Source organism: Streptomyces sp. NPDC002324, assembly GCF_053593335.1.
In genome coordinates this window covers 61,328-86,913 of record NZ_JBSFCF010000017.1, presented here as the reverse complement: position 1 = coordinate 86,913, position 25,586 = coordinate 61,328, and the positions used below count along the sequence as shown (strand labels likewise).

Annotated in this window: 23 protein-coding genes and 1 pseudogene; 8 read left to right on the top strand and 16 right to left on the bottom strand. The window is 71.8% G+C overall.

Annotated elements, in window-relative coordinates; genetic code table 11:
• The first annotated feature begins 22 nt into the window (after window positions 1-22).
• Window positions 23-841 carry an EI24 domain-containing protein gene (locus ACWCRJ_RS22675; protein WP_450940966.1) on the top strand — a complete coding sequence of 273 codons (819 nt, stop codon included), beginning with the start codon at window positions 23-25 and terminating at the stop codon, window positions 839-841.
• A gap of 45 nt (window positions 842-886) precedes the next feature.
• On the opposite strand, the gene ACWCRJ_RS22670 is transcribed toward ACWCRJ_RS22675, so the two are convergent.
• The gene (locus ACWCRJ_RS22670) at window positions 887-2,233 is read right to left on the bottom strand and encodes a pyroglutamyl peptidase (protein ID WP_450940965.1); all 1,347 of its coding nucleotides are present in this window, start codon (window positions 2,231-2,233) and stop codon (window positions 887-889) included.
• Window positions 2,234-2,401: 168 nt separating this feature from the next.
• The gene (locus ACWCRJ_RS22665) at window positions 2,402-2,983 is read right to left on the bottom strand and encodes a TetR/AcrR family transcriptional regulator (protein ID WP_450940964.1); all 582 of its coding nucleotides are present in this window, start codon (window positions 2,981-2,983) and stop codon (window positions 2,402-2,404) included.
• A gap of 124 nt (window positions 2,984-3,107) precedes the next feature.
• Between ACWCRJ_RS22665 and ACWCRJ_RS22660 the strand changes: the two genes are divergently transcribed.
• On the top strand, window positions 3,108-5,579 hold the full coding sequence (locus ACWCRJ_RS22660; RefSeq protein WP_450940963.1) for a glycoside hydrolase family 3 protein: 2,472 nt from the start codon (window positions 3,108-3,110) through the stop codon (window positions 5,577-5,579).
• On the opposite strand, the gene ACWCRJ_RS22655 is transcribed toward ACWCRJ_RS22660, so the two are convergent.
• Window positions 5,555-6,544, bottom strand: a complete 990-nt coding sequence (locus ACWCRJ_RS22655; RefSeq protein WP_450940962.1) for an aldose epimerase family protein — start codon at window positions 6,542-6,544, stop codon at window positions 5,555-5,557. The two genes, ACWCRJ_RS22660 and ACWCRJ_RS22655, sit on opposite strands and share 25 nt — an antisense overlap.
• Before the next feature lie 33 nt (window positions 6,545-6,577).
• A complete protein-coding gene (locus tag ACWCRJ_RS22650) occupies window positions 6,578-7,477 on the bottom strand; it encodes an SGNH/GDSL hydrolase family protein (RefSeq protein ID WP_450940961.1) in 900 nt (299 codons plus the stop codon).
• A gap of 276 nt (window positions 7,478-7,753) precedes the next feature.
• Here ACWCRJ_RS22650 and ACWCRJ_RS22645 point away from each other — a divergent pair, with 276 nt between their 5' ends.
• The gene (locus ACWCRJ_RS22645) at window positions 7,754-8,248 is read left to right on the top strand and encodes a DUF3145 domain-containing protein (RefSeq protein WP_037704450.1); all 495 of its coding nucleotides are present in this window, start codon (window positions 7,754-7,756) and stop codon (window positions 8,246-8,248) included.
• 98 nt (window positions 8,249-8,346) lie between these two features.
• Here ACWCRJ_RS22645 and fabF read toward each other — a convergent pair whose 3' ends face one another.
• From fabF to fasR, 5 genes are all read right to left on the bottom strand, one after another.
• On the bottom strand, window positions 8,347-9,618 hold the full coding sequence (fabF, locus tag ACWCRJ_RS22640) for a beta-ketoacyl-ACP synthase II (RefSeq protein WP_020115354.1): 1,272 nt from the start codon (window positions 9,616-9,618) through the stop codon (window positions 8,347-8,349).
• Window positions 9,619-9,715: 97 nt separating this feature from the next.
• A complete protein-coding gene (locus ACWCRJ_RS22635) occupies window positions 9,716-9,964 on the bottom strand; it encodes an acyl carrier protein (protein WP_200307446.1) in 249 nt (82 codons plus the stop codon).
• A 103-nt stretch (window positions 9,965-10,067) separates the two neighbouring features.
• On the bottom strand, window positions 10,068-11,099 hold the full coding sequence (locus ACWCRJ_RS22630) for a beta-ketoacyl-ACP synthase 3 (RefSeq protein WP_450940960.1): 1,032 nt from the start codon (window positions 11,097-11,099) through the stop codon (window positions 10,068-10,070).
• 13 nt (window positions 11,100-11,112) lie between these two features.
• Window positions 11,113-12,042, bottom strand: coding sequence for an ACP S-malonyltransferase (locus tag ACWCRJ_RS22625; protein ID WP_450940959.1), 930 nt, complete (start codon window positions 12,040-12,042; stop codon window positions 11,113-11,115).
• 89 nt (window positions 12,043-12,131) lie between these two features.
• Window positions 12,132-13,334, bottom strand: a complete 1,203-nt coding sequence (fasR, locus tag ACWCRJ_RS22620) for a fatty acid biosynthesis transcriptional regulator FasR (protein WP_005478789.1) — start codon at window positions 13,332-13,334, stop codon at window positions 12,132-12,134.
• Between the two features lie 479 nt (window positions 13,335-13,813).
• Here fasR and ACWCRJ_RS22615 point away from each other — a divergent pair, with 479 nt between their 5' ends.
• A complete protein-coding gene (locus tag ACWCRJ_RS22615; protein ID WP_450940958.1) occupies window positions 13,814-14,473 on the top strand; it encodes a pirin family protein in 660 nt (219 codons plus the stop codon).
• A 7-nt stretch (window positions 14,474-14,480) separates the two neighbouring features.
• Here the strand turns inward: ACWCRJ_RS22615 and ACWCRJ_RS22610 are convergent, their stop codons facing one another.
• The 3 genes from ACWCRJ_RS22610 to ACWCRJ_RS22600 form a co-directional block, all read right to left on the bottom strand.
• Window positions 14,481-16,331, bottom strand: a complete 1,851-nt coding sequence (locus ACWCRJ_RS22610; RefSeq protein ID WP_450940957.1) for a serine/threonine-protein kinase — start codon at window positions 16,329-16,331, stop codon at window positions 14,481-14,483.
• Window positions 16,332-16,456: 125 nt separating this feature from the next.
• On the bottom strand, window positions 16,457-17,284 hold the full coding sequence (locus ACWCRJ_RS22605; RefSeq protein WP_450940956.1) for a serine hydrolase domain-containing protein: 828 nt from the start codon (window positions 17,282-17,284) through the stop codon (window positions 16,457-16,459).
• A 19-nt stretch (window positions 17,285-17,303) separates the two neighbouring features.
• Window positions 17,304-17,774, bottom strand: coding sequence for a GNAT family N-acetyltransferase (locus ACWCRJ_RS22600; protein WP_450940955.1), 471 nt, complete (start codon window positions 17,772-17,774; stop codon window positions 17,304-17,306).
• 96 nt (window positions 17,775-17,870) lie between these two features.
• On the opposite strand from ACWCRJ_RS22600, the gene ACWCRJ_RS22595 reads away from it, so the two are divergent.
• Together ACWCRJ_RS22595 and ACWCRJ_RS22590 are read left to right on the top strand one after the other, a co-directional pair.
• On the top strand, window positions 17,871-18,365 hold the full coding sequence (locus ACWCRJ_RS22595) for a MerR family transcriptional regulator (RefSeq protein WP_450940954.1): 495 nt from the start codon (window positions 17,871-17,873) through the stop codon (window positions 18,363-18,365).
• A complete protein-coding gene (locus tag ACWCRJ_RS22590) occupies window positions 18,362-19,378 on the top strand; it encodes an aldo/keto reductase (RefSeq protein WP_450940953.1) in 1,017 nt (338 codons plus the stop codon). Before ACWCRJ_RS22595 ends, ACWCRJ_RS22590 begins: the two co-directional genes overlap by 4 nt.
• A 33-nt stretch (window positions 19,379-19,411) precedes the next feature.
• Here ACWCRJ_RS22590 and ACWCRJ_RS22585 read toward each other — a convergent pair whose 3' ends face one another.
• The 3 genes from ACWCRJ_RS22585 to ACWCRJ_RS22575 all read right to left on the bottom strand — a co-directional run bounded on the left by ACWCRJ_RS22585 (window position 19,412) and on the right by ACWCRJ_RS22575 (window position 22,337).
• Entirely contained in the window at window positions 19,412-20,266 is an 855-nt protein-coding gene (locus ACWCRJ_RS22585; protein ID WP_450940952.1) for a DUF4429 domain-containing protein, read from the bottom strand.
• Window positions 20,267-20,341: 75 nt separating this feature from the next.
• Complete coding sequence (locus tag ACWCRJ_RS22580) at window positions 20,342-21,550, bottom strand: alpha/beta hydrolase (RefSeq protein ID WP_450940951.1); 1,209 nt, start codon at window positions 21,548-21,550, stop codon at window positions 20,342-20,344.
• A 115-nt stretch (window positions 21,551-21,665) separates the two neighbouring features.
• Complete coding sequence (locus ACWCRJ_RS22575) at window positions 21,666-22,337, bottom strand: TetR/AcrR family transcriptional regulator (RefSeq protein WP_450940950.1); 672 nt, start codon at window positions 22,335-22,337, stop codon at window positions 21,666-21,668.
• Between the two features lie 100 nt (window positions 22,338-22,437).
• Between ACWCRJ_RS22575 and ACWCRJ_RS22570 the strand changes: the two are divergent.
• Window positions 22,438-24,076 (top strand): annotated as a pseudogene (locus ACWCRJ_RS22570) (MFS transporter); the annotation flags it as partial.
• Between the two features lie 273 nt (window positions 24,077-24,349).
• Window positions 24,350-24,655, top strand: a complete 306-nt coding sequence (locus ACWCRJ_RS22565) for a small hydrophobic protein (protein ID WP_450941038.1) — start codon at window positions 24,350-24,352, stop codon at window positions 24,653-24,655.
• A 123-nt stretch (window positions 24,656-24,778) separates the two neighbouring features.
• On the opposite strand, the gene ACWCRJ_RS22560 is transcribed toward ACWCRJ_RS22565, so the two are convergent.
• The gene (locus tag ACWCRJ_RS22560; RefSeq protein ID WP_450940949.1) at window positions 24,779-25,540 is read right to left on the bottom strand and encodes a potassium channel family protein; all 762 of its coding nucleotides are present in this window, start codon (window positions 25,538-25,540) and stop codon (window positions 24,779-24,781) included.
• Window positions 25,541-25,586: the final 46 nt, after the last annotated feature.

The window sequence follows — 25,586 nt, the reverse complement described above, 5'->3', positions numbered from 1 at the left end:
CCCGCTGGGTAAAATTTGCCCCATGCGTGATTTCGGGGTGGGTTTCCAGTACCTCGTGCAGGGCCAACGCTGGGTGGCCAGGCACGGCAAGCAGTACGGCTTCGGCCTGATCCCAGGCCTGGTCACACTCGTCCTCTACCTCGGTGCCTTGGTGGCACTCGGCGTCTGGGGCCCGGACTTCGTCACCTGGGCCACCCCCTTCGCGGACGACTGGTCCAGCCCCTGGGCCGGCCTCTTCCGCGGCCTGCTCACCGCCGTGCTGTTCGCCCTCGCCCTGGCCCTCGCGGTCATCACCTTCACCGCCGTGACCCTCCTCATCGGCCAGCCCTTCTACGAGAACCTCTCGGAGAAGGTCGACCGGGACGTCTCCCCGGACGGCACCGCCCCGGAGTCCGGCCTGCCGCTGTGGCGGGAGTTGTGGATCTCGGGCCGGGACAGCCTCCGTATCGTCGTACGGGCGCTGCTGTGGGCCCTCCTGCTGTTCGGCCTCGGCTTCGTCCCGTTCGTCGGCCAGACGGTCGTCCCCGTGATCGGCTTCATGGTGACGGGTTTCTTCCTCACCGAGGAACTGACCGCCGTCGCCCTCCAGCGCCGCCGCGTCGAACTCCGCGCCCGCCTCGCCCTCCTGCGCTCCCGCAAGACCATGATCTGGGGCTTCGGCACCCCACTGGGCATCGCCTTCCTGGTGCCGTTCGTCGCCGTCTTCCTGATGCCGGGCGCGGTCGCGGGCGCCACCCTCATGGCCCGCGACCTGCTGGGCGAGGAGACGACCGGCGAGGACGAACGCAACCAGGTCCCGGAGCAGCGCGGTATGTTCCGCAAGCCCGGGGTCGGTGCCTGAACGAGCCCCTCGCGGTCGCCGTGTCCCCCCGCACGGCCGGAGGCCTCAGCCTCGCGAACCCCCCGTCGTACCGGAATCCGTCGTACCGGAATCCGTTGCGCCGGATCCCGTCGCGCCGGCGTCCATCGCGACCGTCACGATCGCCCGCACCTGCGCGATGATGTCCAGCCGGTTCCGCACGAACTCCGGATCGGTCACCGCCCCGGTCGCCGGGTCCGTGTTGCCGGCGCCGAACTGCAGGACGGGCGTGTGCACATGCCCGCCCGGCAGCCGGGGACCGAGCCCCAGCCGGTCGCGCAGGAGCGTCGCCCGGTAGGCGATCTCGTTGGAGAGGTAGTCGCCGCCGCCCCCGGCCCGCGCGGTCGAGCCCGGCGTCGGCCCGTCCGGCCGTACGACCGCCGCCGTGCCGCCCGCGGGGATCTCGGTCACGCTCGTGTTGTCGTACACCGGGAAGCGGCCCGTGTCCGCGGCGACGATGTCCGCGTACGGCAGGGTCGTGGTCGTCCACTGGGGCTGGGTGGCGGGGTCGGTCACCGGGACGGTTCCGGTGCGGCCGATGTTGTCGTTGTCGGCGAAGCCGCCGCGCCAGGCCCCGTTGGTCCGCTCGATGTCGAAACGGCCCACCCGGCCCTGGCTGACGGTCGCGAAGAGGTCCACGCGGGGCAACGACCCCCGCAGGGTCCGCTCGACCGTGCCGTCGGCGAAGTCCTGCCAGCGGACCGGGAAGACGGCGGTCTCGATGCGCGCCGGCCCGTCGGCGGTCCGGATCACCGTGCCGTCGAGAGCGAGCGCCGTGGCCCCGGACGGGTTGGAGATCCGCACGTCCCGGTCCAGCGTGAACGGGTCGAAGCCGGTGACGAGAAGCCGCTTCATCCCCTTGCCGCCCTGCGGGTACCGCACGGAGTCCTGGCCGCGCGAGGCCCGCTCCAAGTCACCCAGCAGCGCAGCGCGTTGTCCGTCCGACAGCCCGAACTCCGGCTCCCACCCCCGCACTTCCCGCGTCATCCCCAACCGCGCCCAGTACAGCGGCCGGTCGTCGTCCCGGCTCAGATCGCCGCCCGCCGGCCCACGCCCCTGCGCCCGGTCCACGGCCCGCGTCCACAACCGCGCACCCTGGCGTACGACGATCCGCTCGGCCTGCGCGTACGACCGCGCGCCGGCCAGGGCCCGCCCGAACTCCGGTGCCACGGCGTCGAATCCGGAGCGCCGAAGGATCTCCTGGGGCACGGCCCGCTCCAGCCGCCGCTCCTCGACGGTGGGGGACGCCGCCGAATCGGCCGAGGGCGCGGCGGATGCCGAGGCGGGAGAGACGGGGGCGCAGAGACCGGCCAGCAGGGCCGCCAGACCTGTCGCCGCCGCGCGTGCCCGTCGGGAGGTCAGTGGGGATATCAAGGGAGTCGGGTCCTTCCGTCGCTGTCGTGCCGTGGGGGGTGTCGCTCCGGACGGCGGCAGTATCGCGTGACGGAAGGGGCGTACGCCATGCGGCGCGGGGATGCGATGTCCGGTCGTACGCGGTTCGGTACCCAGGGGTGTGCCCCGCCCGCGCCACAACGGCCGGTCTCAGCCCACGTCCTCGCCCAGCAGTGTCAGGAAGTCCCGGAAGGCACCCGGCATGTCCACGGACCCCGGGTCCAGCAGCCACTGGTACTGCAGGCCGTCCATCACGGCCACCAGCAGCGGCGCCCCGCGCTCGGGCGTCAGTCCGCTCGGCAGCCGGTCGCCGTACTCGTCGCGCAGGACCTGCACCATGGTGGCGCGGACCCGGTCGTAGCGCTCGGTGAAGTACTCGCGCGCCGGATGCCCCTCCGTGACGCTCTCGCCGAGCAGCGCCGAGAAGGTCTGGATGATGGCGGGCCGCATCGCGTTGTACTCCACGAGCGAGGCCAGCAGATCGAGCCGCCACGCCGTGTTCGGCACCGCGTCCCACTGGTCGCGTTCGTGGAGCACCGCGACCAGCAGTGCCTCCTTCGTCGGGAAGTGGTGCAGCAGCCCCTGCTGGGTGAGCCCGACCCGCTCGGCGACGGCCGCCAGGCTCGCCCCCCGGTAGCCGCGCTCGGCGATCACCTCCAGGGCGGCCCGGACGATCTCCGCCCGCCGCTCCACACTCCTGGCCCTGGCGTTCATGGCGCCACCGTACGACATCCCCCAGGCCTGAAAGTAACGTAAAGATAACGAAACCTACCGCTCTACAGGTAACGGATGCACGATGGGGGTGGTTCACGGACGAACCGCACGGACCGAACGGACCCGAACCCAGGAGGACCCCATGGCGGGCACACACCCCGATCCGGCCGACGAGGCCCGTGAGGCGGCCGTCGAGGCGGCCCTCGCCAAGCTCGACCTCGACGCCAAGGCGAGGCTGCTCTCCGGCCAGGACATGTGGACCCTGCCCGCGCTGCCCGAGATCGGGCTCGACTCCCTCGTCATGTCCGACGGTCCGATCGGTGTGCGAGGAGTGCGCTGGACCGCCGACGACCCGTCCGTGGCCCTGCCGTCCCCGACCGCTCTCGCCGCCACCTGGGACCCCGAACTCGCCCGCCGGGCAGGGGTGTTGCTGGCCCAGGAGGCCCGCCGCAAGGGCGTCCACGTCCTCCTCGCCCCCACGGTCAACCTGCACCGCTCCCCGCTCGGCGGCCGCCACTTCGAGGCGTACAGCGAGGACCCCTACCTCACGGGCGAGATCGGCTCGGGCTATGTGACCGGCGTGCAGGCCGGCGGGGTCGGCACCACCGTCAAGCACTTCGTCGCCAACGACGCCGAGACCGACCGCTTCACGGTGAACAACCTGGTCTCCGAACGCGCCCTGCGTGAGCTGTACCTGGCCCCCTTCGAGGCGATCGTGGCGAACGCCCACCCCTGGGGCATCATGACCGCCTACAACACGGTCAACGGCACCACGATGAGCGAGCACCGCTACCTCGTGAACGAGGTCCTGCGCGGCGAGTGGGGCTTCGACGGCTTCAACGTCTCCGACTGGATGGCCGCCCGTTCCACGGCCGACGCCCTCACCGGCGGCCTCGACGTCGCCATGCCCGGCCCGGTCACCGTCTACGGCGAGCCCCTGGCGGCAGCCGTCCGCGCCGACGAGGTCGCGGAGTCGGAGGTCGACGAGGCGGTCCGCCGGGTCCTGCGCCTGGCCGCCCGCGTCGGCATCCTCAAGGGCGCCGACCCGGTGGTCACCGAACTGCCCGCCCCCGTCGACGGCGAGGCGCTGGCCCGCGAGATAGCCCGCCGCTCCTTCGTCCTGGTCCGCAACGACGTGCGGGACGGCCGGGCGGCCCTGCCCCTGAAGCCGGGCGCGAAGGTCGCCCTCATCGGCGCGGCGGCCCGCGACGCACGCGTCCTCGGCGGCGGCTCCGCCACGGTCTTCCCCTCCCGCGTCGTCTCCCCCCTCGACGGCCTCACCGCCGCCCTCCCCGACGGCGCCCTCACCTACGCCGTCGGCGCGGACCCCAACGAGGAACTCGGCGTGGCCGACAAGGGATTCACCCTTCGGGCCGTCTGCCGCGACACCACCGGCACGGTCCTCGGCACCGGCTCCGTACCGAGCGGCCAGCTCCAGTGGATGGGCGCGGACCTCCCCGAGGGCGTCACCCACGAGGCCCTGCACACCGTCGAGCTGACCGGCACCTTCACCCCGCGCGAGACCGGCACGCACACCTTCGGCATCAAGGGCCTGGGCGCCTTCACCCTCACCGTCGACGGCACGACCGTCTTCGACGACGTGCAGACCACCGACACGGACGACCCCTTCGTGACGTTCTTCGGCGCCCCCGTCCCCCGCGCCCGGGTCGAGCTGACGGCGGACACCCCCGTCGAGGTCTCCCTCACCCACGTCACGGCACTTCCCGCCGACGCCCTCTTCAAGGCCATCGCCTTCTCCTTGTGCCACCAGGACCCTCAGCGCGACCCCGACGAGCTGATCGCCGAGGCCGTCGAGGCCGCCCGCGCCGCCGACACGGCCGTCGTGGTGGTCGCCACCACCGAGCGCGTCGAGTCCGAGGGCTTCGACCGCAAGGACCTCCGCCTCCCCGGCCGCCAGGACGACCTGGTCCGCGCCGTGGCCGCCGCCAACCCCGACACCGTCGTGGTCATCAACGCCGGCTCCCCGGTGGAACTCCCGTGGCGCGACGACGTCGCCGCCGTCCTCCTCACCTGGTTCCCCGGCCAGGAGGGCGGCGTCGCCCTCGCCGACGTCCTCACCGGCGCCCACGAGCCCGGCGGCCGGCTCCCCACCACCTGGGGCTCCCTGGCCGAGGCACCCGTCACCCGGGTCGCCCCCACGGGCGGCGAACTCCCCTACGACGAGGGCGTCTTCATCGGCTACCGCGCCTGGGACAAGCACTCCGCGACACCCTCGTACCCCTTCGGCCACGGCCTCGGCTACACCGACTGGACCTACGAGTCCCTCGACGTCACCGGCACGACGGCGACGGTACGCGTCCGCAACACGGGCATCCGCGAGGGCCGGGAGACCGTCCAGCTCTACCTGGCCCCCACGACGCCCGACGACAACCGCCCGACCCGCTGGCTGGCGGGCTTCGCGACGGTGAGCGCGGCGCCCGGGGAGACGCGGGAAGCCGTCGTCCGACTTCCGCGCCGCGCCTTCGAGATCTGGGACGAGTCGGCGAACACATGGGTGTGCGTGGAGGGTTCGTACGAGGTGGAGGCCGGCCGCTCGATCGAGGACCGCCGCGTCAGGGCGACGGTGAACTACGCACGCACCCCGAACCCGTAGACCGTCTCCGACCGGTATACCGCCCCCGGCCGCAGCTCCGTACTGGGAAACTGCGGCCGGTTCGGCGAATCGGGAAAGTGCTGTGTCTCCAACGCGATCCCGTCCCCGGGGCCGAAGGGCCCGTCGAGATGGTCAGCCGTGTAGAGCTGCATCCCCGGCTCGGTCGTGGCCACGCTCAGCACCCGCCCCGACCCCGGCTCCCACAGCTCGGCCACCGCCTCCGCGCTCCCCGTGACCCCCTTGTCGAGCACGAAGTTGTGGTCGTACCCGCTCCCGACCTTCCGGGCCGTCCGGAAGTCGAACCGCGTCCCCGTCACCTCCGCCGGTTCACCGGTCGGGATCAGATCGGCGTCGACCGGGGTGATCCGCGACGCGGCGATCCGCAGCTCGTGCCCTCCGGCGGCGCCCGACGCGGCCCCGCCCAGGTTCCAGTACGCATGGTTCGTGAGGTTCACCACCGTCGGCGCGTCCGTGACCGCCTCGTACGCGATCCGCAGCGCGCTCCCGTCCTCCTCCAGCGTGTACGTCGCGGAGACCTCCAGCCGCCCGGGGAAGCCTTCCTCCCCGTCCGGGCTCACGCGCGTCAGCCGCACCCCGGCCCCGCCCCCGACCCCCTCGGCCTCCCACACGCGCTTGTCGTAACCGCGGGAGCCACCGTGCAGCGAGTTCGGCGGATTGTTGCGCTCCAGCTCGTACACGCGCCCGTCGAGGGTGAACCGGCCCTGGGCGATCCGGTTGGCGTACCGGCCGATGAGCGCTCCGAAGAACGGCCCCTGGTGACGGAGGTACCCGTCGAGGCCCGGGAACCCCAACACCACGTCCGCCGCCCGCCCGTGACGGTCCGGCACCTCCACCGACTGCACGATCCCGCCGTACGTCAGGATCCGCACCCGGGCGCCGCCCCGCTCCAGAGTCCAGCGGTGCACGGGCGTGCCGTCGGGAAGTGTGCCGAAAAGTTCACTCATGAGCGAAACCCTAGGCCACGGCAGAACCCCAGGTCACGTGCCCTTCCTGCTGATGATCCGGTACGCGATCTCGGCCAGCCGGGCCTGCCCGTCCACACTCGGATGGAACCAGTCCCACTGGCTGAGCTGGGCCTGTCCGAAGCGGTAGTCGAAGACGGCGCCCCCGTCGTAGCGGCAGTGACGGTCCTTCTCGCAGACCTCGCGCAGCACGTCGTTGTACGCCTCCACCCGGCTCTGGACGGCATCGCGCCGCTCGCCCGCCGCCGTGGTGAGGAGGTCGGGGTCGGCCAGCATGGACGGGCAGATGCCCAGCTTCCAGACCTGCTTGCCGACCGGGTTCGAACGGCCCTCGGACCACAGCCGCTTCAGGTCCGGCACACTCGCCACGAACACCTGCGTCTTGGGCAGGCTGTCCCGCAGGGTGGTCATCGCGTCCTCGAAGTCGGCGCGGAAGTCGGCGACCGGGGTCATGGCCGCGGCGCTCGCCCGGCACGCGTCGTTCGCGCCGATCATCACCGTGACCAGCTCCGGCTCACGGGAGACCGCCCGCGCCACCTGGCTCGGCAGATCGGCCATCCGCGCCCCGGTCACCGCGTAGTTCCAGCTCCGGCGCGTCGCCCCCGACGCGCCCAGCAGCCGTAACGCGAGACTGTCGACCGAGGCGTCGGTGCCGGTCGCCCAGGACACCTCGGGACAGTCGGAGAGCACCTGGCACGCGTCGAAGCCGCGGGTGATGGAGTCGCCGACGGCGGCCAGCGACTCGGGGCTGCTGTCCCAGGCGGGGGTGGGAGAGGGGGAGGGCTTCGCCCGCGACCCCGTTCCCTCGGGGCCGGGGGAGTCGCCACCGGTGGCGTCGCATCCCGACACGGCCAGCAGGACCGCCGCCAAGGCCGCGCCGAACACCGCCCTCGAACGGTGGCGTCGCTTCCGCATCCCCTGGTCCCCTCGGTCGGTCCTACACGTGCAAGCTCCCACCCATGACAACGCGCGGGAGTTCCCGGAAAGGCGGAGCCGGGTGTTCGTCGCGACGGAAGGTGCAACTGTTCCATCCGCACAGGCGTCCCCTCGGGTGAAACCCGCGTTCATCCTGACCCCTGCTCCGACGGTACGTCACACTCCTTGCCCCGCCGCACGGTAGCCTCGCCACGTGGCCGCCCTGCCACCGCCGATCCGTCGAATAGCGAACCGTCCTGCTCTGTGGAGGCCCCGGTGACGACACGTGGAGTCCTGTACGTGCACTCCGCGCCGCGCGCGCTGTGCCCGCACGTCGAGTGGGCCGTCGCGGGCGTTCTCGGGACCCGCGTGAACCTCGACTGGATCCGGCAGCCGGCCGCGCCGGGCACCTGGCGCTCCGAGTTCTCCTGGCAGGGCCAGGCCGGCACCGCCTCCAAACTCGCCTCCGCGCTGCGCGGCTGGCACCTCCTGCGCTTCGAGGTCACCGCCGAGCCCTGCGCCACCGCCGAGGGCGAGCGCTACAGCTGCACCCCCGACCTCGGCATCTTCCACGCCGTCACCGGTATCCACGGTGACATCCTCATCCCCGAGGACCGCCTGAGGGCCGCCCTGACCCGCTCCCAGCGCGGCGAGACCGACCTGGAGGCCGAGATCGCCAAGCTCCTCGGCAAGCCCTGGGACGACGAGCTGGAGCCCTTCCGGTACGCGGGAGAGGGCGCCCCGGTGCGTTGGCTGCACCAGGTGGTCTGACCCCCCGGTTCTCCATCTTTCGACGCACACACGACGCACACACAGATGTGGCCCGAATCCCTGAAAGGGACCCGGGCCACACGCGCGTGGCGAACGAATCAGATCGTCCGGAACGCCAGCACCACGTTGTGCCCACCGAACCCGAACGAGTCGTTGAGCGCGGCGATACGGCCCTCGACCGGCAGCTTCCGAGCCTCCCCACGGACGATGTCCGCGTTGGCCTCGGCCTCGGGGTCCAGGTCGTTCACGTTGATCGTCGGCGGAGCCACCCGGTGGTACAGCGCGAGCACCGTCGCCACCGTCTCCACGCCGCCGGCGCCACCGAGCAGATGCCCGGTCATGGACTTCGTCGCCGACACCGCGAAGTGGTCGGTGTCGTCACCGAACACCTTCCGCAGCGCCTTCAGCTCGGCGATGTCACCGGCCGGCGTCGACGTGCCGTGCGCGTTGACGTGCACGATCTCCGCCGGGTCCAGGTCGGTGTTCTCCAGCAGGTGCTTCAGGGCCTGGGCGATGCCCCGCCCCTCCGGCTCCGGCTGCACGATGTCGTGGCCGTCGGCGGAGATGCCCTGGCCCACGGCCTCGGCGTAGACCCGGGCACCCCGCGCCGCCGCGTGCTCGGCCGACTCCAGGACGACGACACCGGCACCCTCGCCGAGGACGAAGCCGTCACGGCCGGTGTCGTACGGACGGGAGGCGCCCTGCGGGTCCTCGTTGTTCTTGGACATCGCCATCATGTTGCCGAACGCGGCGATCGGCAGCGGGTGGATGGCGGCCTCGGTGCCACCGGCGACCACGACGTCGGCGCGGCCGGTGCGGATCATCTCGATGGCGTAGCCGATGGCCTCGGCGCCCGACGCGCAGGCGGAGACCGGGGTGTGCACACCGGCACGCGCGCCGACGTACAGACCGACGTTGGCGGACGGGCCGTTGGGCATCAGCATGGGCACGGTGTGCGGGGAGACGCGGCGTACGCCCTTCTCCTTCAGCACGTCGTACTGGTCGAGCAGCGTCGTCACTCCGCCGATACCGGAGGCGATGACCGCGCCGACACGGTCCGCGTCGACGGTGCCGTCGTCGGCCGAGGTCTCCGTGTAACCGGCGTCGGCCCACGCCTCCTTGGCCGCGATCAGCGCGAACTGCGCCGAGCGGTCCAGACGGCGGGCCTGCGGCCGGGGGATGACCTCGGTCGGTTCCACGGCGATCTGTGCGGCGATGCGGACCGCCTGGTCGGCGGCCCACTCCTGCTCCAGGGGACCGACGCCGGACTTGCCGGCGACCAGACCCTCCCAGGTGGAAGTCGCGTCGCCACCCAGCGGTGTGGTTGCGCCGATACCGGTGACGACCACGGTGCGATTGGTCGAGCTCACGGGAATTTTCTCCAACGGTTACGAGGATTCAGCGGCGCCACCGCCGGGTGGCGGGGCAAACGGCCCGGTCAGGGACCGGTCCGACCCGATCCGCGGATCAGGCCTGGTGCTTGAGGATGTAGGCGGTCGCGTCGCCGACCGTCTTGAGGTTCTTGACGTCGTCGTCCGGGATCTTGACGTCGAAGCGCTCTTCGGCGGCGACGACGACCTCGACCATGGACAGGGAGTCGACGTCCAGGTCGTCGGTGAAGGACTTGTCCAGCTGGACGTCCTCGACCGGGATGCCGGCGATCTCGTTCACGATGTCGGCGAGACCGGCGACGATCTCTTCCTGGGTGGCGGCCATGTCGGGCGCTCCTTCGTTGGTTTCCAGAGGGTGGGCGGCCCGCCGCGTCAGCGGCAGGTTGTGCGTTTTTCCCGCGCCGGAACCGAAGATCCGGCAGCGGTGCCTAGGGGAGGGTAACGACCGTCGCTGCGTACACGAGACCCGCCCCGAAGCCGATGACGAGCGCGGTGTCGCCGCTCTTCGCCTCACCGGTCGCCAGGAGCCGCTCCATCGCGAGCGGGATCGAGGCGGCCGAGGTGTTGCCGGTGGTGCGCACGTCACGCGCGACCGTGACGTGCTCCGGCAGCTTGAGTGTCTTCACCATCGAGTCGATGATCCGCTCGTTGGCCTGATGGGGAATGAAGACGTCCAGGTCGTCCGAGGTGATCCCGGCCGCGTCCAGTGCCTGCTGCGCGACCTTCGCCATCTCGAACACGGCCCAGCGGAACACCGCCTGGCCCTCCTGCGTGATCGCGGGGAACTTGACGTTGCCCTCGCTGTCGAGCGGGAGCTTCTCCAGGTCGCCGATCCGGTACTCGTTCCACGGGATCGTCTGCTTGATCGTCTGGGACTTGTCGCCCTCGGAGCCCCAGACCGTCGGGCCGATGTGCGGCTCCTGGGAGGGGCCGACGACGACCGCGCCGGCACCGTCACCGAAGAGGAAGGCCGTGGCCCGGTCCTCCAGGTCGGTGAGGTCGGACAGCCGCTCGACCCCGATGACGAGGACGTACTCCGCGGAGCCCTCGACGACCATGCCCTTGGCGAGGGTGAGGCCGTAGCCGAAGCCCGCGCAGCCGGCCGAGATGTCGAAGGCGGCGGCCTTGTCCGTGCCGAGCTTGTCGGCGATCTCGGTGGCGACGGCCGGGGTCTGGCTGAAGTGGGACACGGTGGAGACGACGACCGCGCCGATCTGCTCGGCGGTGATCCCGGCGTCGGCGATGGCCTTGCCGGACGCCTCGACCGACATGGCGGCGACGGTCTCCTCGTCGTTCGCCCAGTGCCGGGTCTCGATGCCGGAGCGGGAGCGGATCCACTCGTCGGACGAGTCGATCTTCTCCAGGATCACGTCGTTGGGCACCACCCGGACCGGGCGGTAGCCGCCCACGCCGAGGATGCGTGCGTACGGGGCGCCCTTGCTCGGCCTGATCTTCGACATAGGTCCAGGGCTCCTAATTCTGGTGCTCGGCGATGAGCGCGCGAGCGGCGTCGAGGTCGTCGGGTGTCTTGAGCGCGACCGTGGCCACGCCCGGCAGGGCGCGCTTGGCGAGACCGGTGAGCGTGCCGCCGGGGCACACCTCGACGATCGCGGTCACGCCCAGCTCCTTGAAGGTCTCCATGCACAGGTCCCAGCGGACCGGGTTGGCGACCTGACCGACGAGACGGGAGAGCACCTCGGCGCCGGTGGCGACGGCCTGCCCGTCCTTGTTCGAGACATAGGTGACCGTGGGGTCCTTGGGCGACAGCTGCTCGGCGGCCTTGGCCAGGGTGTCCACGGCGGGGGCCATGTGGTGCGTGTGGAAGGCGCCGGCGACCTTGAGGGCGACCACGCGCCGTACGCCCTCGGGCTTGTCCGCCTCCAGGGCGGCCAGCTGCTCCAGGGTGCCGGCGGCCACGATCTGGCCCGCGCCGTTCACGTTCGCCGGGGTCAGGCCCAGCTTCTCCAGGTGCGGGATCGTCACCTCGGGGTCGCCGCCGAGCAGCGCGGACATACCCGTCTCGGTGATCGCGGCGGCCTCGGCCATGGCCAGGCCCCGCTTGCGTACGAGGGTCAGCGCGGACGTTTCGTCGAGGACACCGGCGAACACGGCCGCGGTGATCTCGCCGACGCTGTGCCCGGCGACCGCGCCGGGGGTCACCTCCCCGAGGATGGATTTCCCGAGGGCGAGGGCGGACAGTCCACCGGCCGCCACGAGCAGCGGCTGGGCCACGGATGTGTCGCGGATCGCGTCGGCGTCGGCCTCGGTGCCGTAGTGGACGAGGTCCAGCCCGATGGCGTCCGACCATGTGGCGAGGCGGTCGGCGGCACCGGGGAGGTCGAGCCAAGGAGTCAGGAAGCCGGGCGTCTGGGCGCCCTGGCCGGGAGCGACGAGTACGAGCACTCTCACACTCTCTCTTGAGGACGGCTCGGGCCGCCCGTGAGGACAGGGACGAAGAACACGTAGGGGTTTTGTAGCACCTCGACAAAACCCTAGAGCTGGGGTTCCCCATCGACCAGACGCCCCAGGATCAACGCGATCCGCAAGGTGAAGGCCGAGCGTACATCCGAGGGTGACCAGCCGGTGACGTCAGTCACACGTCGGAGCCGGTAGCGCACGGTGTTGGGATGGACGAACAGCATGCGGGCCGCGCCCTCAAGACTTGAGGCTTGTTCGAGATAGACACTGAGCGTCTCCAGGAGAGCGGAGCCGGCCTCCTCCAGCGGTCTGTAGATCTCCTCCACCAGTTGCTCGCGCGCACTGGGGTCCCCCGCGATCGCGCGCTCCGGAAGCAGATCGTCCGCCAGAACGGGGCGGGGCGCGTCCTGCCACGCCGTACACGCCTTGAGTCCGGCGGCCGCCGCCTGCGCGGACCGGGTCGCGGCCAGCAGGTCGGGAACGATCGGCCCGGCCACCACCGGCCCCGCCGCATACGGCCCGATCAGCGACTTCGCGACCTGCAACGGGTTGTTGTCGCCGCCGGCGATCACCACCAGCCGGTCGCCCAGCACACCGGTCAGCACCTGCAGCTTCGCGTGCCGGGCCGCGCGCCGGATGGCCTCCACGGTCAGCTCGCTGTCGCCGTCCGGGGCGGTGCCGAGCACCACGCAGACATGGTCGGGGGAGTTCCAGCCGAGCGCGGCGGCCCGGCTCACCGCGCCCTCGTCGGCCTCACCGCTGAGCACCGCGTTCACGACCAGTGACTCCAGGCGGGCGTCCCAGGCGCCGCGTGCCTCGGCGGCCTGCGCGTACACCTGCGCGGTCGCGAACGCGATCTCCCGCGCGTAGACGAGCAGCGCCTCGCGGAGCACGCTCTCGTCGCCGGGCGCGGCCACCTCGTCGATGGCGGACTCCATGACCTCGATGGTCGTGCGCACCATCTCCACGGTCTGCCGGAGCGTGATCGCCCGGGTCAGTTCACGCGGCGCGGTCCCGAACACGTCCGTCGAGATGGCCTGCGGGGCGTCCGGATGCCGGAACCACTCCGTGAACGCGGCGATACCGGCCTGGGCGACCAGCCCGATCCACGACCGGTTCTCGGGCGGCATCGCCCGGTACCAGGGCAGCGTTTCGTCCATCCGCGCGATGGCCTGCGCGGCGAGACTGCCGGACGACTTCTCCAGCCGCCTCAGGGTCGCGACGTGCGCGTGGACGGGCGGGGTGGATGCGGGCCTGCTGGTTTCGGGTTCGGGCACGGGACAAGACTGCCTTATCGCTGCGCTCGCTTGTGCCGGAGGGTGTGGGCCGGGTGTGCGAGTCTGCCCGGGGGGTGGGTGTGCCAGGGGCTGCCGCCCCCGGACCCCCGCTGTCGGCCTGCGGCCTCGTCCTCGATCGCCGGACGGGCTGGGGGTGGCGGCCGGGGCCGGGCGTACCGCCAGGGCGGTGTGCCGCGTCGCCGGCCCCCGTATGCCGTGGGCCCGGGTGCGCCGCGGTACGCCGTGGGCCCGGACGCGTCGCCCGGGCGGATGTGCCGTCAGCCAGGATGCCTGCCGTCGCCCCCGGCGAGCCGCCGGCCCGCGTATGCCGCCCAGCCCCACATCGGCCGCCCGCCACCGAGGGGCCCTACATACGCCGACCACCACCAAGCGAGCCTCATGCACCGCCCACACCAAGCGAGCCCTCCATACACCGACCACCACCGACGGACCGACCGGAGGGATACCGTGGAGGGGTGATGGAGTTGCGGCGCGCCGGGGCGCGCTACCCCGGGGGGGATCCGGAGGCCGGGATCGCCTCGTTGCACGCGTTCTCCTTCGGTGCGCACTACGACCCCGACAACCTCCGGTTCGGCGCGGTGATCGCCTGCAACGAGGAGCGGCTCGACCCCGGTGCCGGGTTCGACGAGCATCCGCACAGTCACACCGAGATCGTCACCTGGGTCGTCGAGGGCGAGCTGACCCATCGCGACACCGCCGGCCACGAGACGGTCGTCCGCCCCGGTGACGTCCAGCGGCTCAGCGCGGCCGGCGGGGTGCGGCACGTCGAGCGCAACGACGGCCGCGCGCCCCTCACCTTCGTACAGATGTGGCTGGCCCCCCTGGACCCGGGCGGCGACCCCGCGTACGAGATCGTCCGCGGCATCGCCGACTCCACCCCGTACGCCGTCCCGGAGGCGGGCGCCATGCTGCACGTACGGCGGCTCGGCGCGGCGGGGGAGCGGGCCGAGGTACCGGACGCGGCGCGGGCGTACGTGCACGTCGTGCGGGGTGCCGTACGGCTCGGGCCGCATGGGCTGGGGCCCGGGGACTCGGTGCGGGTGGCGGGCGAGAAGGGGCTGGAGCTCGTCGGAGGGTCGGAAGCGGCGGAGGTGCTGGTGTGGGAGCTCGGCGACTGACGTCCCGTCAGTTCTCGGTGGTCGGCTCCTCCGCGTTGCGCCACACCGTGATGTCCACGGAGACGTAGTCGCTGGGGTCGCCGCTCGCGGCCGCGCCCTGGAAGGTGACCAGCCCCATGTGCCCGGAGTTGGTGCGCACGCACATCTGGGAGCCCTTGGCGACCTGGCCGAGCTTGACGGAGGCCGTGTACCGGGTCTCGTTCCGGCAGGTTTCGAGGGAGCCCTTCTGGGAGTTGTTCAGCAGGACGAGCTTCTCGCTGCTGCTGCCCAGCTTCTTCTCCCCGAACAGGCTGTCCGAGTAGTAGTAGAAGTCCCCGTCGTCCTCGTACGAGACGCCCATCTCGCTGTCCAGGGGCTTGGGCGGGGAGTCCGCGAAGCGCACGTAGTAGTTGCCGGGGATGTTGACGCCCTTGAACGTGACCGGCTTCGGGTCGGCCTTCGGCTTGGACTCAGAGGAGCCGGAGGAGCCGGAGGACCCGGAGGAACTGCCGCCGGCCGACGTCCCGCCGGAGGAGCTGCTCGACGAATCCGTGAGGCCCTTCACGAGCGAGGCGCAGCTCCCGAGCACTCCCAGGCCGACCACCGCCGCCACCCCGATGCCGATCCACTTGCCGACCTTGCTGCGCGGCGGCGGGAGGGGCAGCGGACGAGGATGTCCCTGCGGATGGCCCTGGGGGTACGGCTGCTGCCAGCCGCCGGGCTGCGGGTACGGCGCCTGGTGCCCGGTCGGCACGGTGTGCGGCCCCGACTGCGGGTGGTACGGCGCCGAGGGCGGACCCGGCGGGGGCGGGGTCGCCGGCCCGGCGTGCGGCGTCGGCCCCGCGTGCATCGTCGGCGCGCCGTGGTCCACGGACGGCGTGCTCAGGTGGGTCACCGGCGCGGTGGCCGGCGGAGCCTGGGCCGCCGAAGTGGCCGCGCCCTCCGCGGCCTTGTCGCGTGCGGCCAGCAGGTCCGCCGACGCCGAGACCCGCCGGGTGATGTCGGCGCCGATCGCCTCCGGCAGCCAGGACCCCGACTGGACCAGCGGGGTGGGCGACGCCTCCTGGCAGAGGGCGACGACCTCGGCGGGGGAGGGGCGGTCCGCCGGGTCCTTGGCCAGGCAGCGCTCGATGAACCGCAGTTCGTCACGAAGACCGCTCAGGTCCGGCTCCTCGTGGACGATCCGGTACAGCACCGCGTGCGAGGGGCCGTCGCCGTACGCGCCGGACCCGCGTGCCGCGAACGCCGCGACCTGGCCGAGCGCGAAGATGTCCGACGCGGGCGTGACCGGCTTCCCGGCCGCCTGCTCGGGCGACATGAACGCCGGGGTTCCGATGGAGACACCGGTACCGGTCAGGGCGGTGGCGTCGGCGGCGCGCGCGATGCCGAAGTCGATGACCCGGGGCCCGTCGGCGGCGAGCAGCACGTTGGAGGGCTTCAGGTCACGGTGCACGATGCCCGCGCCGTGGATGACCGACAGCGCCTCCGCGACCCCGGCGAGCAGCAGCAGGACCGAGTTCAGCGGCAGCGCGCCGTGCTCGGCGACGGCCGCGTGCAAGGACGGGCCGGGGACGTAGGCGGTGGCCAGCCAGGGCTGTGAGCCCTCGGTGTCGTGGTCGAGGACGGGGGCGGTGTAGAGGCCCTGCACGCGCTGGGCGGCCTGCACCTCCTGCTTGAACCGGCGCCGGAACTCGGGGTCCTCGCTCAGTTCGGGCCGGATCGTCTTCAGCGCGATGGGGTGGCCGCCCGGCGTGTACGACAGGTACACCGTGCCCATGCCGCCCGACCCGAGCCGTGCCGCGAGCCGGTAGGTCGCCACGGTCCTCGGGTCACCGGCCTCCAGCGGCCTGAACTGCCCGCCCCCGCGAACCTCGCCCATTGTTCTCCCCCCGAAAGCTGTGCGGCCGATGTGCACGGGGGAGGCTAGCGGACGGATCGCCGCCTGGGGCCGACCGGACCGGGCGGCGGGGCATTCCGTCGAAGAGTTGTCGCTTCCTTCACGAATCAGGCACTCTTCCCGACTTCGGCGAGCACAGCGTCCGTGAACGGCGTCCACGCCTCCACCGCCCACGGCCCGAACGCCCGGTCCGTCAGCGCGACACACGCCACCCCCGCCACGGGATCGATCCACAGGAACGTCCCCGACTGCCCGAAGTGCCCGAACGTCCCCGGCGACGACGAAGTCCCCGTCCAGTGCGGCGCCTTGGAGTCCCGGATCTCGAAGCCGAGCCCCCAGTCGTTGGGGTTCTGGTGTCCGTAGCCCGGCAGCACGCCCTTCGTGCCCGGGTACTGCACGGTCATCGCCTCCGCGACCGTGCGCGGGTCCAGCAGCCGGGGCGCCTGCACCTCGGCGGCGAACCGCGTCAGGTCCTCGACGGTCGAGACGCCGTCCTTGGCAGGGGAACCGTCGAGGGAGGTGGACGTCATCCCCAGCGGTTCGAGCACCGCCTGCCGCGCGTACTCCGCGAACGGGATGTCCGCCGCCTTGGCCACATGGTCCCCGAGCGCCTCGAACCCCGCGTTGGAGTACAGCCGCCGCTCCCCGGGCACCGCCGTCACCCGGTGTTCGTCGAAGGCCAGCCCCGAGGTGTGCGCCAGCAGATGCCGCACGGTCGACCCCGCCGGGCCCGCCGCCTCGTCCAGCTCGATCGCCCCCTCCTCGTACGCGACCAGCGCGGCGTACGCGGCGAGCGGCTTGGTGACCGAGGCCAGCGGGAAGCGGTGCCCGAGGGGACCGTGGGTCCCGAGGACGGTTCCGTCCGCCCGTACGACGGCCGCGGCGGCCGTGGGAACCGGCCAGTTCTCGATCAAGGCGAGGCTCTGCAGAGACATGCCTACGAGCCTAGGCGGCTCACAGGTCCAGCTGCATCAAGGGGTCGGATCTGCGCCGGAAGCCCATCGACGCGTACAGCGGCTCCGCCTCGGGGGACGCGGTGAGGTGGACGTGACCGGCCCCCCGTTCACGGAACCAGTCCAGGAGCGCGTCCATGCAGGCGCGGGCGTACCCCCGGCGGCGGGCGCCGGGGTCGGTGGCGACGCTGAAGACGTGACCGACCGCGCCGTGCGGATTCCCGGCCCGCCCGATCCGGTAGTCGATCGTGCCCGCCACCAGCGCGGCGAGCGCGCCCGGCCGCTCCGGACGGTCGACCACGAAGGCCGCGAAGTCCCCGTCCGGGTCGCCGAGTCGGCGGCGTACGGTGGGCAGGGACTCGGTGTGCCAGTCGGTGGAGCGGTCCGCACCCCGCATGGAGTCGATCATCACCTGCCGCAGCCTGAGCAGTTCCCGGGCGTCCTCGGCCGTGGCACGTCGTACGAGACTCATGCCCGCACGCCAACCAGTGGGATCACGTCACGTCCTCGTGTTTTCTCACCGGATTCGCTTGCTTCGAGCGCACTCCAAGGTTTTAGCGTGGGGGGCATGACGGTGATGGAGACCACGAGTCCGCCGAGTGCCACGAGTGCCACGAGTGCTGCCGGTACCGACAGTTGCGCCGGTCCGCCGCTGAAGCCCCGGCGGCCGGACGGGCAGGACAGGTACACGATCAGCGAGGTCGTGGACCTCACCGGTCTGACGGCGCACACGCTGCGCTGGTACGAGCGCATCGGGCTGATGCCGCACATCGACCGCTCCCACACCGGGCAGCGCCGCTACCGCAACCGTGACCTCGACTGGCTCGACCTCGTCGGCAAGCTCCGGCTGACCGGCATGCCGGTCGCCGACATGGTCCGCTACGCGGAGCTGGTACGCGAGGGCGACCACACCTACACCGAGCGCTTCGACCTGCTCAAGTCGACCAGGGACGACGTCCTGTCCCGGATCGCGGAGCTGCAGGACACCCTGAACGTGCTCGACCGAAAGATCAACTTCTACGCTGACGCCGGGCAGGCCCTGGCGTCGGAGAGGGCCTCATGACGGACGACGGCAGGATCGCCGAGGCACGACTGGGCGCCGACGGCCCCGAGGTCGGTGTACAGGGCCTCGGCTGCATGGGCATGAGCTTCGCGTACGGCCCCTCGGACGCGGCGGAGTCCAGGGCCACGCTGGATCGCGCCCTGGAGTTGGGCGTCACGCTCTACGACACGGCGCACGCGTACGGCGCCGGGGAGAACGAAAGGTTCCTCTCCCCCTTCTTCAAGGCGCACCGCGACGAGGTCGTCATCGCCACCAAGTTCGGTCTGGCGATCGACCCCGACAACCCGGCGAGGCGGATCATCCGCAACGACGAGGCCCACATACGGGAGTCCGTCGAGGGCAGCCTGCGGCGCCTCGACGTCGACGTGATCGACCTGTACTACATGCACCGCCGTGACGTGGAGGTGCCCATCGAGGAGAGCGTCGGCGTCATGGCCGACCTGGTCCGCGAGGGCAAGGTCAGGCAGTTGGGCCTCAGCGAGGTCACGGCCGCCGAACTGCGCGCGGCCCACGCCGTGCACCCCATCGCCGCCCTGCAGTCCGAGTGGTCCCTCTTCAGCCGCGACATCGAGGCGAGCGTCGTCCCCGCCGCCCGGGACCTCGGCGTCACCCTCGTCGCCTACTCGCCCCTCGGCCGCGGTTTCCTCACCGGTTCCTTCGCCAAGGCCGAGGACCTCACCGCGGACGACTTCCGCCGTCAGCAGCCCCGCTTCACCGGCGACAACGCCACCGCCAACGCGACCCTGCTGGACCCGGTCCGCAAGGTCGCGGAGGCCCACGGCGCCACCCCGGGCCAGATCGCCCTGGCCTGGGTCCAGCGACAGGCACCCCTGCACGGCCTTCCCGTGGTCCCCATCCCGGGCACCCGCAAGCCGGGCCGGGTGGAGGAGAACACGGCGGCCACGCGGATCGTCCTCGGCGAGGACGACATGTCCCTGCTGGAACCGATAGCGGCCCAGGTGGCGGGCGACCGCTACGCGGACATGCGGTTCACCTCCGCGGGCAGGGAGTAGCGCCGAACTCCGCCGGGGCAGGGGGAGCGCGGGCTACAACTCGGCCAGCAACTCCGCCTTCTTCACACTGAACTCCTCGTCGGTGACCAGCCCCGCCTCGTGCAACTCCCCCAGATGCCGGATCCGGTCGGCGATGTCGGCCGGATCCCGCCGGGGCCCCGCCTCGACCGTCTCCGCACCCCCCGCGGAGCGGGACCGCACCGCGGCCAGCACCGCCGCGGCGAACGGCAACGACTCGTGCACCGGCCCGTATCCCAGCCCGAACACGACGGCGGCCGGATCATGATCCGGCTGAGCCGCCCGCTCGCCGGCGGCATCGCGCCGCAGCAGCCGCAGATACCCCTCGAACACCTCCGGCGACCGCCACTCCACCCCGCTGAGCGCGCTCACCGGAAAACTCTGGTCCCCGGCCTTCCACTTCGCCGAGGACGCACCCGTCCAGGACCACCGGAACGACACCGACCGCCCGTCGAACGACGCCTTCCCGTCGTACGCCTTGAACTGCAGCGGCACCTCGGGCGCCGCCACCAGGAACCGGTCGGCCGGCCCCGACCCGGTCAACCGGGCCCGCAGCTCGTCGGCGTAGTACTCCGCGAGCGTCTCCCGCTCGGCCGGCAGCACCAGCCGGTACGGGTCGGAGCCCTCCTTGAGCTGGTCGGCCGCCGCCTCCATCAGCGGATCGGCGCCCGGTCGCGGCACGGCACGCAGGACGACGGTGCCCCGCTTCCCGGGCGTCAGTGTCACCCCCGCGATCGCCTCCAGGGGGACGCGCCGCTCACCGAGCGCCTGGAAGAGCTTCGGCGTGCGAATCCCCCGTTCGAAGCGGATGAGCACGGAGTCGGACTCGAACTCCCAGGCGGCATGAAATCCGGCCAGTACGTCACCCATGCGGCTCATCGTATGCGGGCGACGCGGGGAAGTCCCGACCGTGGCGAAGCGCACTTCTACCCCTCTCTACGCGCGTCAGGCCGCAGCGCTGTCGGACAGACCCGCCAGACAGGCGTCGTCCTCCCGCGCACAGCGCACCGACGCGTAGGCGCCGATGCCGATTTCGGCGAAGTTGGACAAACTCTCCGTGCCCGGCTCGAAATAGCCGCTGTGCCCGTGGGCGTCGGCGGCCGACAGGATGCGCGCCCCGAACTCCGAGGAGACCGGGTCGGCGCCGTGGCCGAGCCCGCCGACCTCCAGGTAGGGCACGTCCTGGATCCAGTCGTCGGCGTCCCGCATGGCCCACACCCGGGCCCCCGTCCGCAGCTGACCGACCGTCTCGGCGCGCATGCCGGGGCTGCCGGCGACCGCGATGTCGGTGACCCGGGACGGCAGCGAGGACGCGGCGACCCCGCACACGACGGAGCCGTAGCTGTGGCAGACCAGCGCGACGGTGGAGAAGCCGGGCAGGCTGCGCACCAGCGCGTTCAGCCGGACCGAGCCCTGTTCGGCGCGGAGCGCGGTGGCCGAGTCGAGGCCGAGGCCGGTGGGCGCGGTGTAGTCGGCCCAGGCGATCACGGCCGTGCGCGTGGCGGGGTCGGCCGAGCGTTCGGCGTCGTAGAGCGACTCGGCCATGCCGACGGGTGCGGAGAACCGGCGGTTGGTGCGCTGGAAGTTGATGATGTTGGTGTCGACGCCGGGGACGACGACCGAGACGCGCTCGGCCTTGTCGAGACTGCCGAAGACCTCGGCGACCCGGCCGTCGCCCTCGGGGTCGAAGGCGAGGATGCGCCGCTTCTGCACGGCGAGCATGTCGAAGCGGTGCATCCGGCGGCCGGCCTCGTACCGGCCGGTGTCGGAGAGCCGCTGGTCGTGCATGCGTTCGCGTTCGCGCGCGCTCTGCTGCTTGAGCGCGAGGCGGTTGGCCCGGTAGCGCAGCTCCACGGGAGCGCCGGCCATGTTGCCCACGGCGAGTGGATAGCGGTGGGCGAGCCTGCCGCGCTGGTGCGCGGTGAGCGAGGCGAAGAAGGCGGTCAGGCGGTGCGGGGCCGTGTCGGCGTCCGGCAGTTCGCGGCCGTCGAGGTGTCCGCGCTGCCACGCGGAGAGCGACGCCTGCAGCGGCGACTCCTCACGCTGGCTGCGGATCGCGGTCCAGCCGGTGGTCGCCAGCATCACGAAAACCACGGCCAGCGCCAGCAGTGCGCGCCAGACGTTCAGTTGCGGGGAGGAGTCGAAGGAAGTCACTGAAAGGACACACTAAGAGAACGGAAGGGTCTCGCGTTAACCAAGTGAGAGGGATCACGTTTCGATCACACACCTTCCGTGTGCCAAGCACAGAAGGTCCCGATGATGCCGTTCCTTACGCTTTTCCGTCAGTGCGCCACTTTTCGGCCAACGTCGGTCGTACGGCGTCCAGATGCGCGGCGGTCAGTGCGCGCATCGCGTCCTTGCTGAGGTCGCCGCCCTGGGCCCACATGCGCTCGGTCACCCGCATCACCCCGCCGAAGAGGGCCACCGCCACGCGCGGCCGGGGGTCGGTGCGTACGTCGAGCCCCTCGCGCTCGGCGACGATTCCCTCCAGTTCCCGCGCGACCTCGTCCGAGCGGCGCAGATGGGCGGCCAGCAGCGCCGGCGTCGACTCGACCATGCCGTAGGCGCGTAGATAGAGGTCGACGGGAACGACCCGGTCGATGGCCTCGCCGATGGCGTCCCAGCCCTCCAGCACGGCGTTGCGCAGCGCCTCCAGCGGCGCCTCGTGCGCCGGGCGGGCGCGCACGGCCGCCAGGAAGTGCGCCTGGGTGAGGTCCATGAGCGCGAGGGCCGCCTCCTCCTTGCCCGCGAAGTAGCGGAAGAAGGTGCGCTGGGAGACGTCGACGGCCTCGGCGATCTCGTCGACCGTCGTCGTCTCGTATCCCCGGGTCGTGAACAGCTCCAGGGCCGCCCGCAGCAGCGCGTCGCGGGTGCGCTGCTTCTTGCGCTCGCGCAGCCCCGGCCGCTCCCGGTCCGTCGCCGCCGTGGCAGCCGTCTCCATGAACCCTCGTCTCCACCCGCCCCTGCGGCGAGTGACGTGACAGTTACCGACTTGTGAACTGGTTTGTCAACTGTCAGTCGCTGTCATTAGTCTCGCGCGTATGACTAGTCAGACCACTGTCGACAAGACGGGACCGGGGGACAAGGCGCCAGGCGTCCCGTCGGACCCGACGACGAACCAGGGCCGGGGCCTGCGCGGCCATCCCTGGTTCACCCTCCTCACCGTGGCCGTCGGCGTCATGATGGTCGCCCTCGACGGCACCATCGTGGCGATCGCCAACCCGGTCATCGCGGACGACCTCAAGGCGAGTTTCGCCGAGGTCCAGTGGATCACCAACGCGTACTTCCTCGCGCTGGCGGTCACCCTCATCACCGCGGGCAAGCTGGGCGACCGCTTCGGCCACCGCCAGACCTTCCTCATCGGTGTGGTCGGCTTCGCCGCCGCCTCCGGCGCCATCGGCCTGTCGGACTCGGTCGCCTTCGTGGTGACCTTCCGCGTCTTCCAGGGCCTGTTCGGCGCGCTGCTGATGCCGGCCGCGCTCGGCCTGCTCCGCGCCACCTTCCCCGCCGAGAAGCTGAACATGGCGATCGGCATCTGGGGCATGGTCATCGGCGCCTCCACCGCGGGCGGCCCGATCCTCGGCGGCTTCCTGGTGGAGAACGTCAGCTGGCAGTCGGTGTTCTGGATCAACGTCCCCGTCGGTGTCCTCGCCCTGGTCCTCGGTGCCTGGATCCTGCTGGACCACCGCGCCGAGAACGCCCCGCGCTCCTTCGACATCCTGGGCATAGCCCTGCTGTCCGGAGCCATGTTCTGCCTGGTCTGGGCGCTCATCAAGGCCCCGGAGTGGGGCTGGGGCGACGGTCTGACGTGGACCTTCGTCGCCGCCTCCGTCGCCGGGTTCGGCCTCTTCGCCCTCTGGGAGACGAAGGTGAGGGAACCGCTGATCCCGCTGGGCCTCTTCCGTTCCGTACCCCTGTCCGCGGGTGTCGTCCTGATGGTCCTGATGGCCATCGCCTTCATGGGCGGCCTGTTCTTCGTGACGTTCTACCTCCAGAACGTGCACGGGATGAGCCCGGTCGACGCGGGTCTGCACCTCCTCCCGCTCACCGGCATGATGATCGTCGGCTCGCCGCTTGCGGGCGCGATCATCACCAAGGCCGGGCCGCGCATCCCGCTGGCCGGCGGCATGGCCCTCACCGCGATCGCCATGTACGGCATGTCGACGCTGGAGACCGACACCGGCAGCGCCGTGATGTCCCTCTGGTTCGCGCTCCTCGGCCTCGGCCTCGCCCCGGTCATGGTCGGCGCCACCGAGGTCATCGTCGGCAACGCGCCCCTGGAGCTGTCCGGTGTCGCCGGCGGTCTCCAGCAGGCCGCGATGCAGATCGGCGGCAGCCTCGGCACCGCCGTCCTCGGTGCCGTGATGGCCTCCAAGGTCGACGGCGACCTTCCGGGCAACTGGACGGACGCCGGTCTCCCGCCGCTCACCGAGGCCCAGCTCGGCAAGGCCTCCGAGGCCGTCCAGGTCGGTGTCCCGCCGGTCGCCGAGGGCACCCCGCCGGAGGTCGCGGCGAAGATCGCCACGGTCGCGCACGCCACGTTCATGTCCGGCATGGGCCTGGCGTCCCTCGTGGCCGCCGGAGTGGCGGCCGTCGCCGTCCTCGTGGCGTTCCTGACCAAGCGCGGCGAGAACGCGGAGGCGGGCGCCGGAGCGGCGCACATCTGACCGCTCCACCGCCGCTTCACGCGCGGGTTTTCGCCCGCGTTCGCCTATCAGGGTGACAACGCTCAAGCTCGCTTCCACCCGGTACGCGCCGCAGGTCACAGTGGGTCAAGTCCTCCGCACGGCATGGCCGTTGCCGGCGGGGAGACCCGGGGGATCTGCGGCGCGCCGCCGGAGGGGGGCGGCGCGCCGGTCCGGTTCCGCCAACACCCCCCGGTTTCAACCACTCCGCAGGGGTACCCGTCTTTCTGTACGCGAACTGACCGCGAGGTTCAGGGAGTTGTTGACGATGACGGGCTTCGGACACGGTACGCGCAGGCACCCCCGGGCACGTGGCCGGACGTGGTCACAGACCGGGCCGGATCGCGCGACCCTCGGGATCGTCGGAGTCATCTGCGCGGTCGCGGGATTCTTCGTGCTGGGCATCATCCTCGGCCCGGTGGCGATCCTCTGCGGCTGGCTGGCGATGAACCGCACCTGGTCCGGCACCCGCCCCGTCCCCGCGGTCGTCGCGGTCGTGCTCGGCGCCATCGACACCCTCCTGGCCGTCATCTGGCTGGCCGGCGCCACCGGGCCGGGTACCGGCCTGTTCTGACGGTGCGGGTACGCGGGGGCCGTTCGGCCTGAGAAGCGGCGGGCGCGGCCCCTGCTTCTCAGGGGCGCGGGGAACTGCGCGACCAGCCACGACGCACCCGCACCCGGCAACGCACCCCCGAACTCAACGGCGCTGCTCCGGCACCCCCTCCACCTCCACGGGCCGCAACGACGCCACCTCCGCCCGCAACAGCCGCACCTCCTCGGCCAGTTCCGCTATCGCGGCCGTCTGTCGCCGCTCCTCCGCGTCGTCCTTCTCGAACCGCGCTATGAACCACGCCGCGATGTTCGCCGTCACCACACCCAGCAAGGCGATCCCGGACAGCATCAGCCCGACGGCCAGCACCCGCCCCAGCCCGGTCGTCGGCGCGTGGTCCCCGTACCCCACGGTCGTCATCGTCGTGAACGACCACCACACCGCGTCGTCCAGCGTGTGGATGTTCCCGCCGGGCGCGTCCCGTTCCACGGACAGCACCGCCAGCGAGCCGAACATCAGCAGCCCGATCACCGCCCCGCCGACATACGTCGTGAGCCGTATCTGCGAGGCCATCCGCGCCCGCTGCCCGACCAGCAGCAGCGTCGCCACCACCCGCAGCAGCCGCAGCGGCTGGATCATCGGCAGCACCACGGCCGCCAGGTCCAGCCACCGCGTCCGCACGAACTCCCGGCGCCGGTCGGTGAGCGCGAGCCGCACGAGGTAGTCGAGGGCGAACGCGCCCCACACCCCCCACTCGACGAGATCGCACCACCACCTCGCGTCCGTGCTCACGTCGGGCCGGACGATCGGCACGGCGTACGCCACCGCGAACAGGGCCGCCAGAACGAACAGCGGCCGCTGAGTGTGCTGCTCCCACCGGACCTGAGCCGAGACCGCTCGCTGCTTCATGGGCGCATAGTAGAAAACGTGCAGGGGTGGTGAACCCACCGGTTCA

What these genes read in the sequence shown, in the direction of transcription:
- ACWCRJ_RS22590 (WP_450940953.1), top strand. Translation starts at nt 18,362, where the DNA reads ATGACGGACGACGGCAGGATCGCCGAGGCACGACTGGGCGCCGACGGC.
- ACWCRJ_RS22635 (WP_200307446.1), bottom strand. Translation starts at nt 9,964, where the DNA reads ATGGCCGCCACCCAGGAAGAGATCGTCGCCGGTCTCGCCGACATCGTG.
- ACWCRJ_RS22610 (WP_450940957.1), bottom strand. Translation starts at nt 16,331, where the DNA reads ATGGGCGAGGTTCGCGGGGGCGGGCAGTTCAGGCCGCTGGAGGCCGGT.
- ACWCRJ_RS22575 (WP_450940950.1), bottom strand. Translation starts at nt 22,337, where the DNA reads ATGGAGACGGCTGCCACGGCGGCGACGGACCGGGAGCGGCCGGGGCTG.
- ACWCRJ_RS22660 (WP_450940963.1), top strand. Translation starts at nt 3,108, where the DNA reads ATGGCGGGCACACACCCCGATCCGGCCGACGAGGCCCGTGAGGCGGCC.
- ACWCRJ_RS22585 (WP_450940952.1), bottom strand. Translation starts at nt 20,266, where the DNA reads ATGGGTGACGTACTGGCCGGATTTCATGCCGCCTGGGAGTTCGAGTCC.
- ACWCRJ_RS22565 (WP_450941038.1), top strand. Translation starts at nt 24,350, where the DNA reads ATGACGGGCTTCGGACACGGTACGCGCAGGCACCCCCGGGCACGTGGC.
- ACWCRJ_RS22560 (WP_450940949.1), bottom strand. Translation starts at nt 25,540, where the DNA reads ATGAAGCAGCGAGCGGTCTCGGCTCAGGTCCGGTGGGAGCAGCACACT.
- ACWCRJ_RS22615 (WP_450940958.1), top strand. Translation starts at nt 13,814, where the DNA reads ATGGAGTTGCGGCGCGCCGGGGCGCGCTACCCCGGGGGGGATCCGGAG.
- ACWCRJ_RS22655 (WP_450940962.1), bottom strand. Translation starts at nt 6,544, where the DNA reads ATGAGTGAACTTTTCGGCACACTTCCCGACGGCACGCCCGTGCACCGC.
- ACWCRJ_RS22595 (WP_450940954.1), top strand. Translation starts at nt 17,871, where the DNA reads ATGACGGTGATGGAGACCACGAGTCCGCCGAGTGCCACGAGTGCCACG.
- ACWCRJ_RS22600 (WP_450940955.1), bottom strand. Translation starts at nt 17,774, where the DNA reads ATGAGTCTCGTACGACGTGCCACGGCCGAGGACGCCCGGGAACTGCTC.
- ACWCRJ_RS22605 (WP_450940956.1), bottom strand. Translation starts at nt 17,284, where the DNA reads ATGTCTCTGCAGAGCCTCGCCTTGATCGAGAACTGGCCGGTTCCCACG.
- ACWCRJ_RS22650 (WP_450940961.1), bottom strand. Translation starts at nt 7,477, where the DNA reads ATGCGGAAGCGACGCCACCGTTCGAGGGCGGTGTTCGGCGCGGCCTTG.
- ACWCRJ_RS22630 (WP_450940960.1), bottom strand. Translation starts at nt 11,099, where the DNA reads ATGTCGAAGATCAGGCCGAGCAAGGGCGCCCCGTACGCACGCATCCTC.
- ACWCRJ_RS22675 (WP_450940966.1), top strand. Translation starts at nt 23, where the DNA reads ATGCGTGATTTCGGGGTGGGTTTCCAGTACCTCGTGCAGGGCCAACGC.
- ACWCRJ_RS22665 (WP_450940964.1), bottom strand. Translation starts at nt 2,983, where the DNA reads ATGTCGTACGGTGGCGCCATGAACGCCAGGGCCAGGAGTGTGGAGCGG.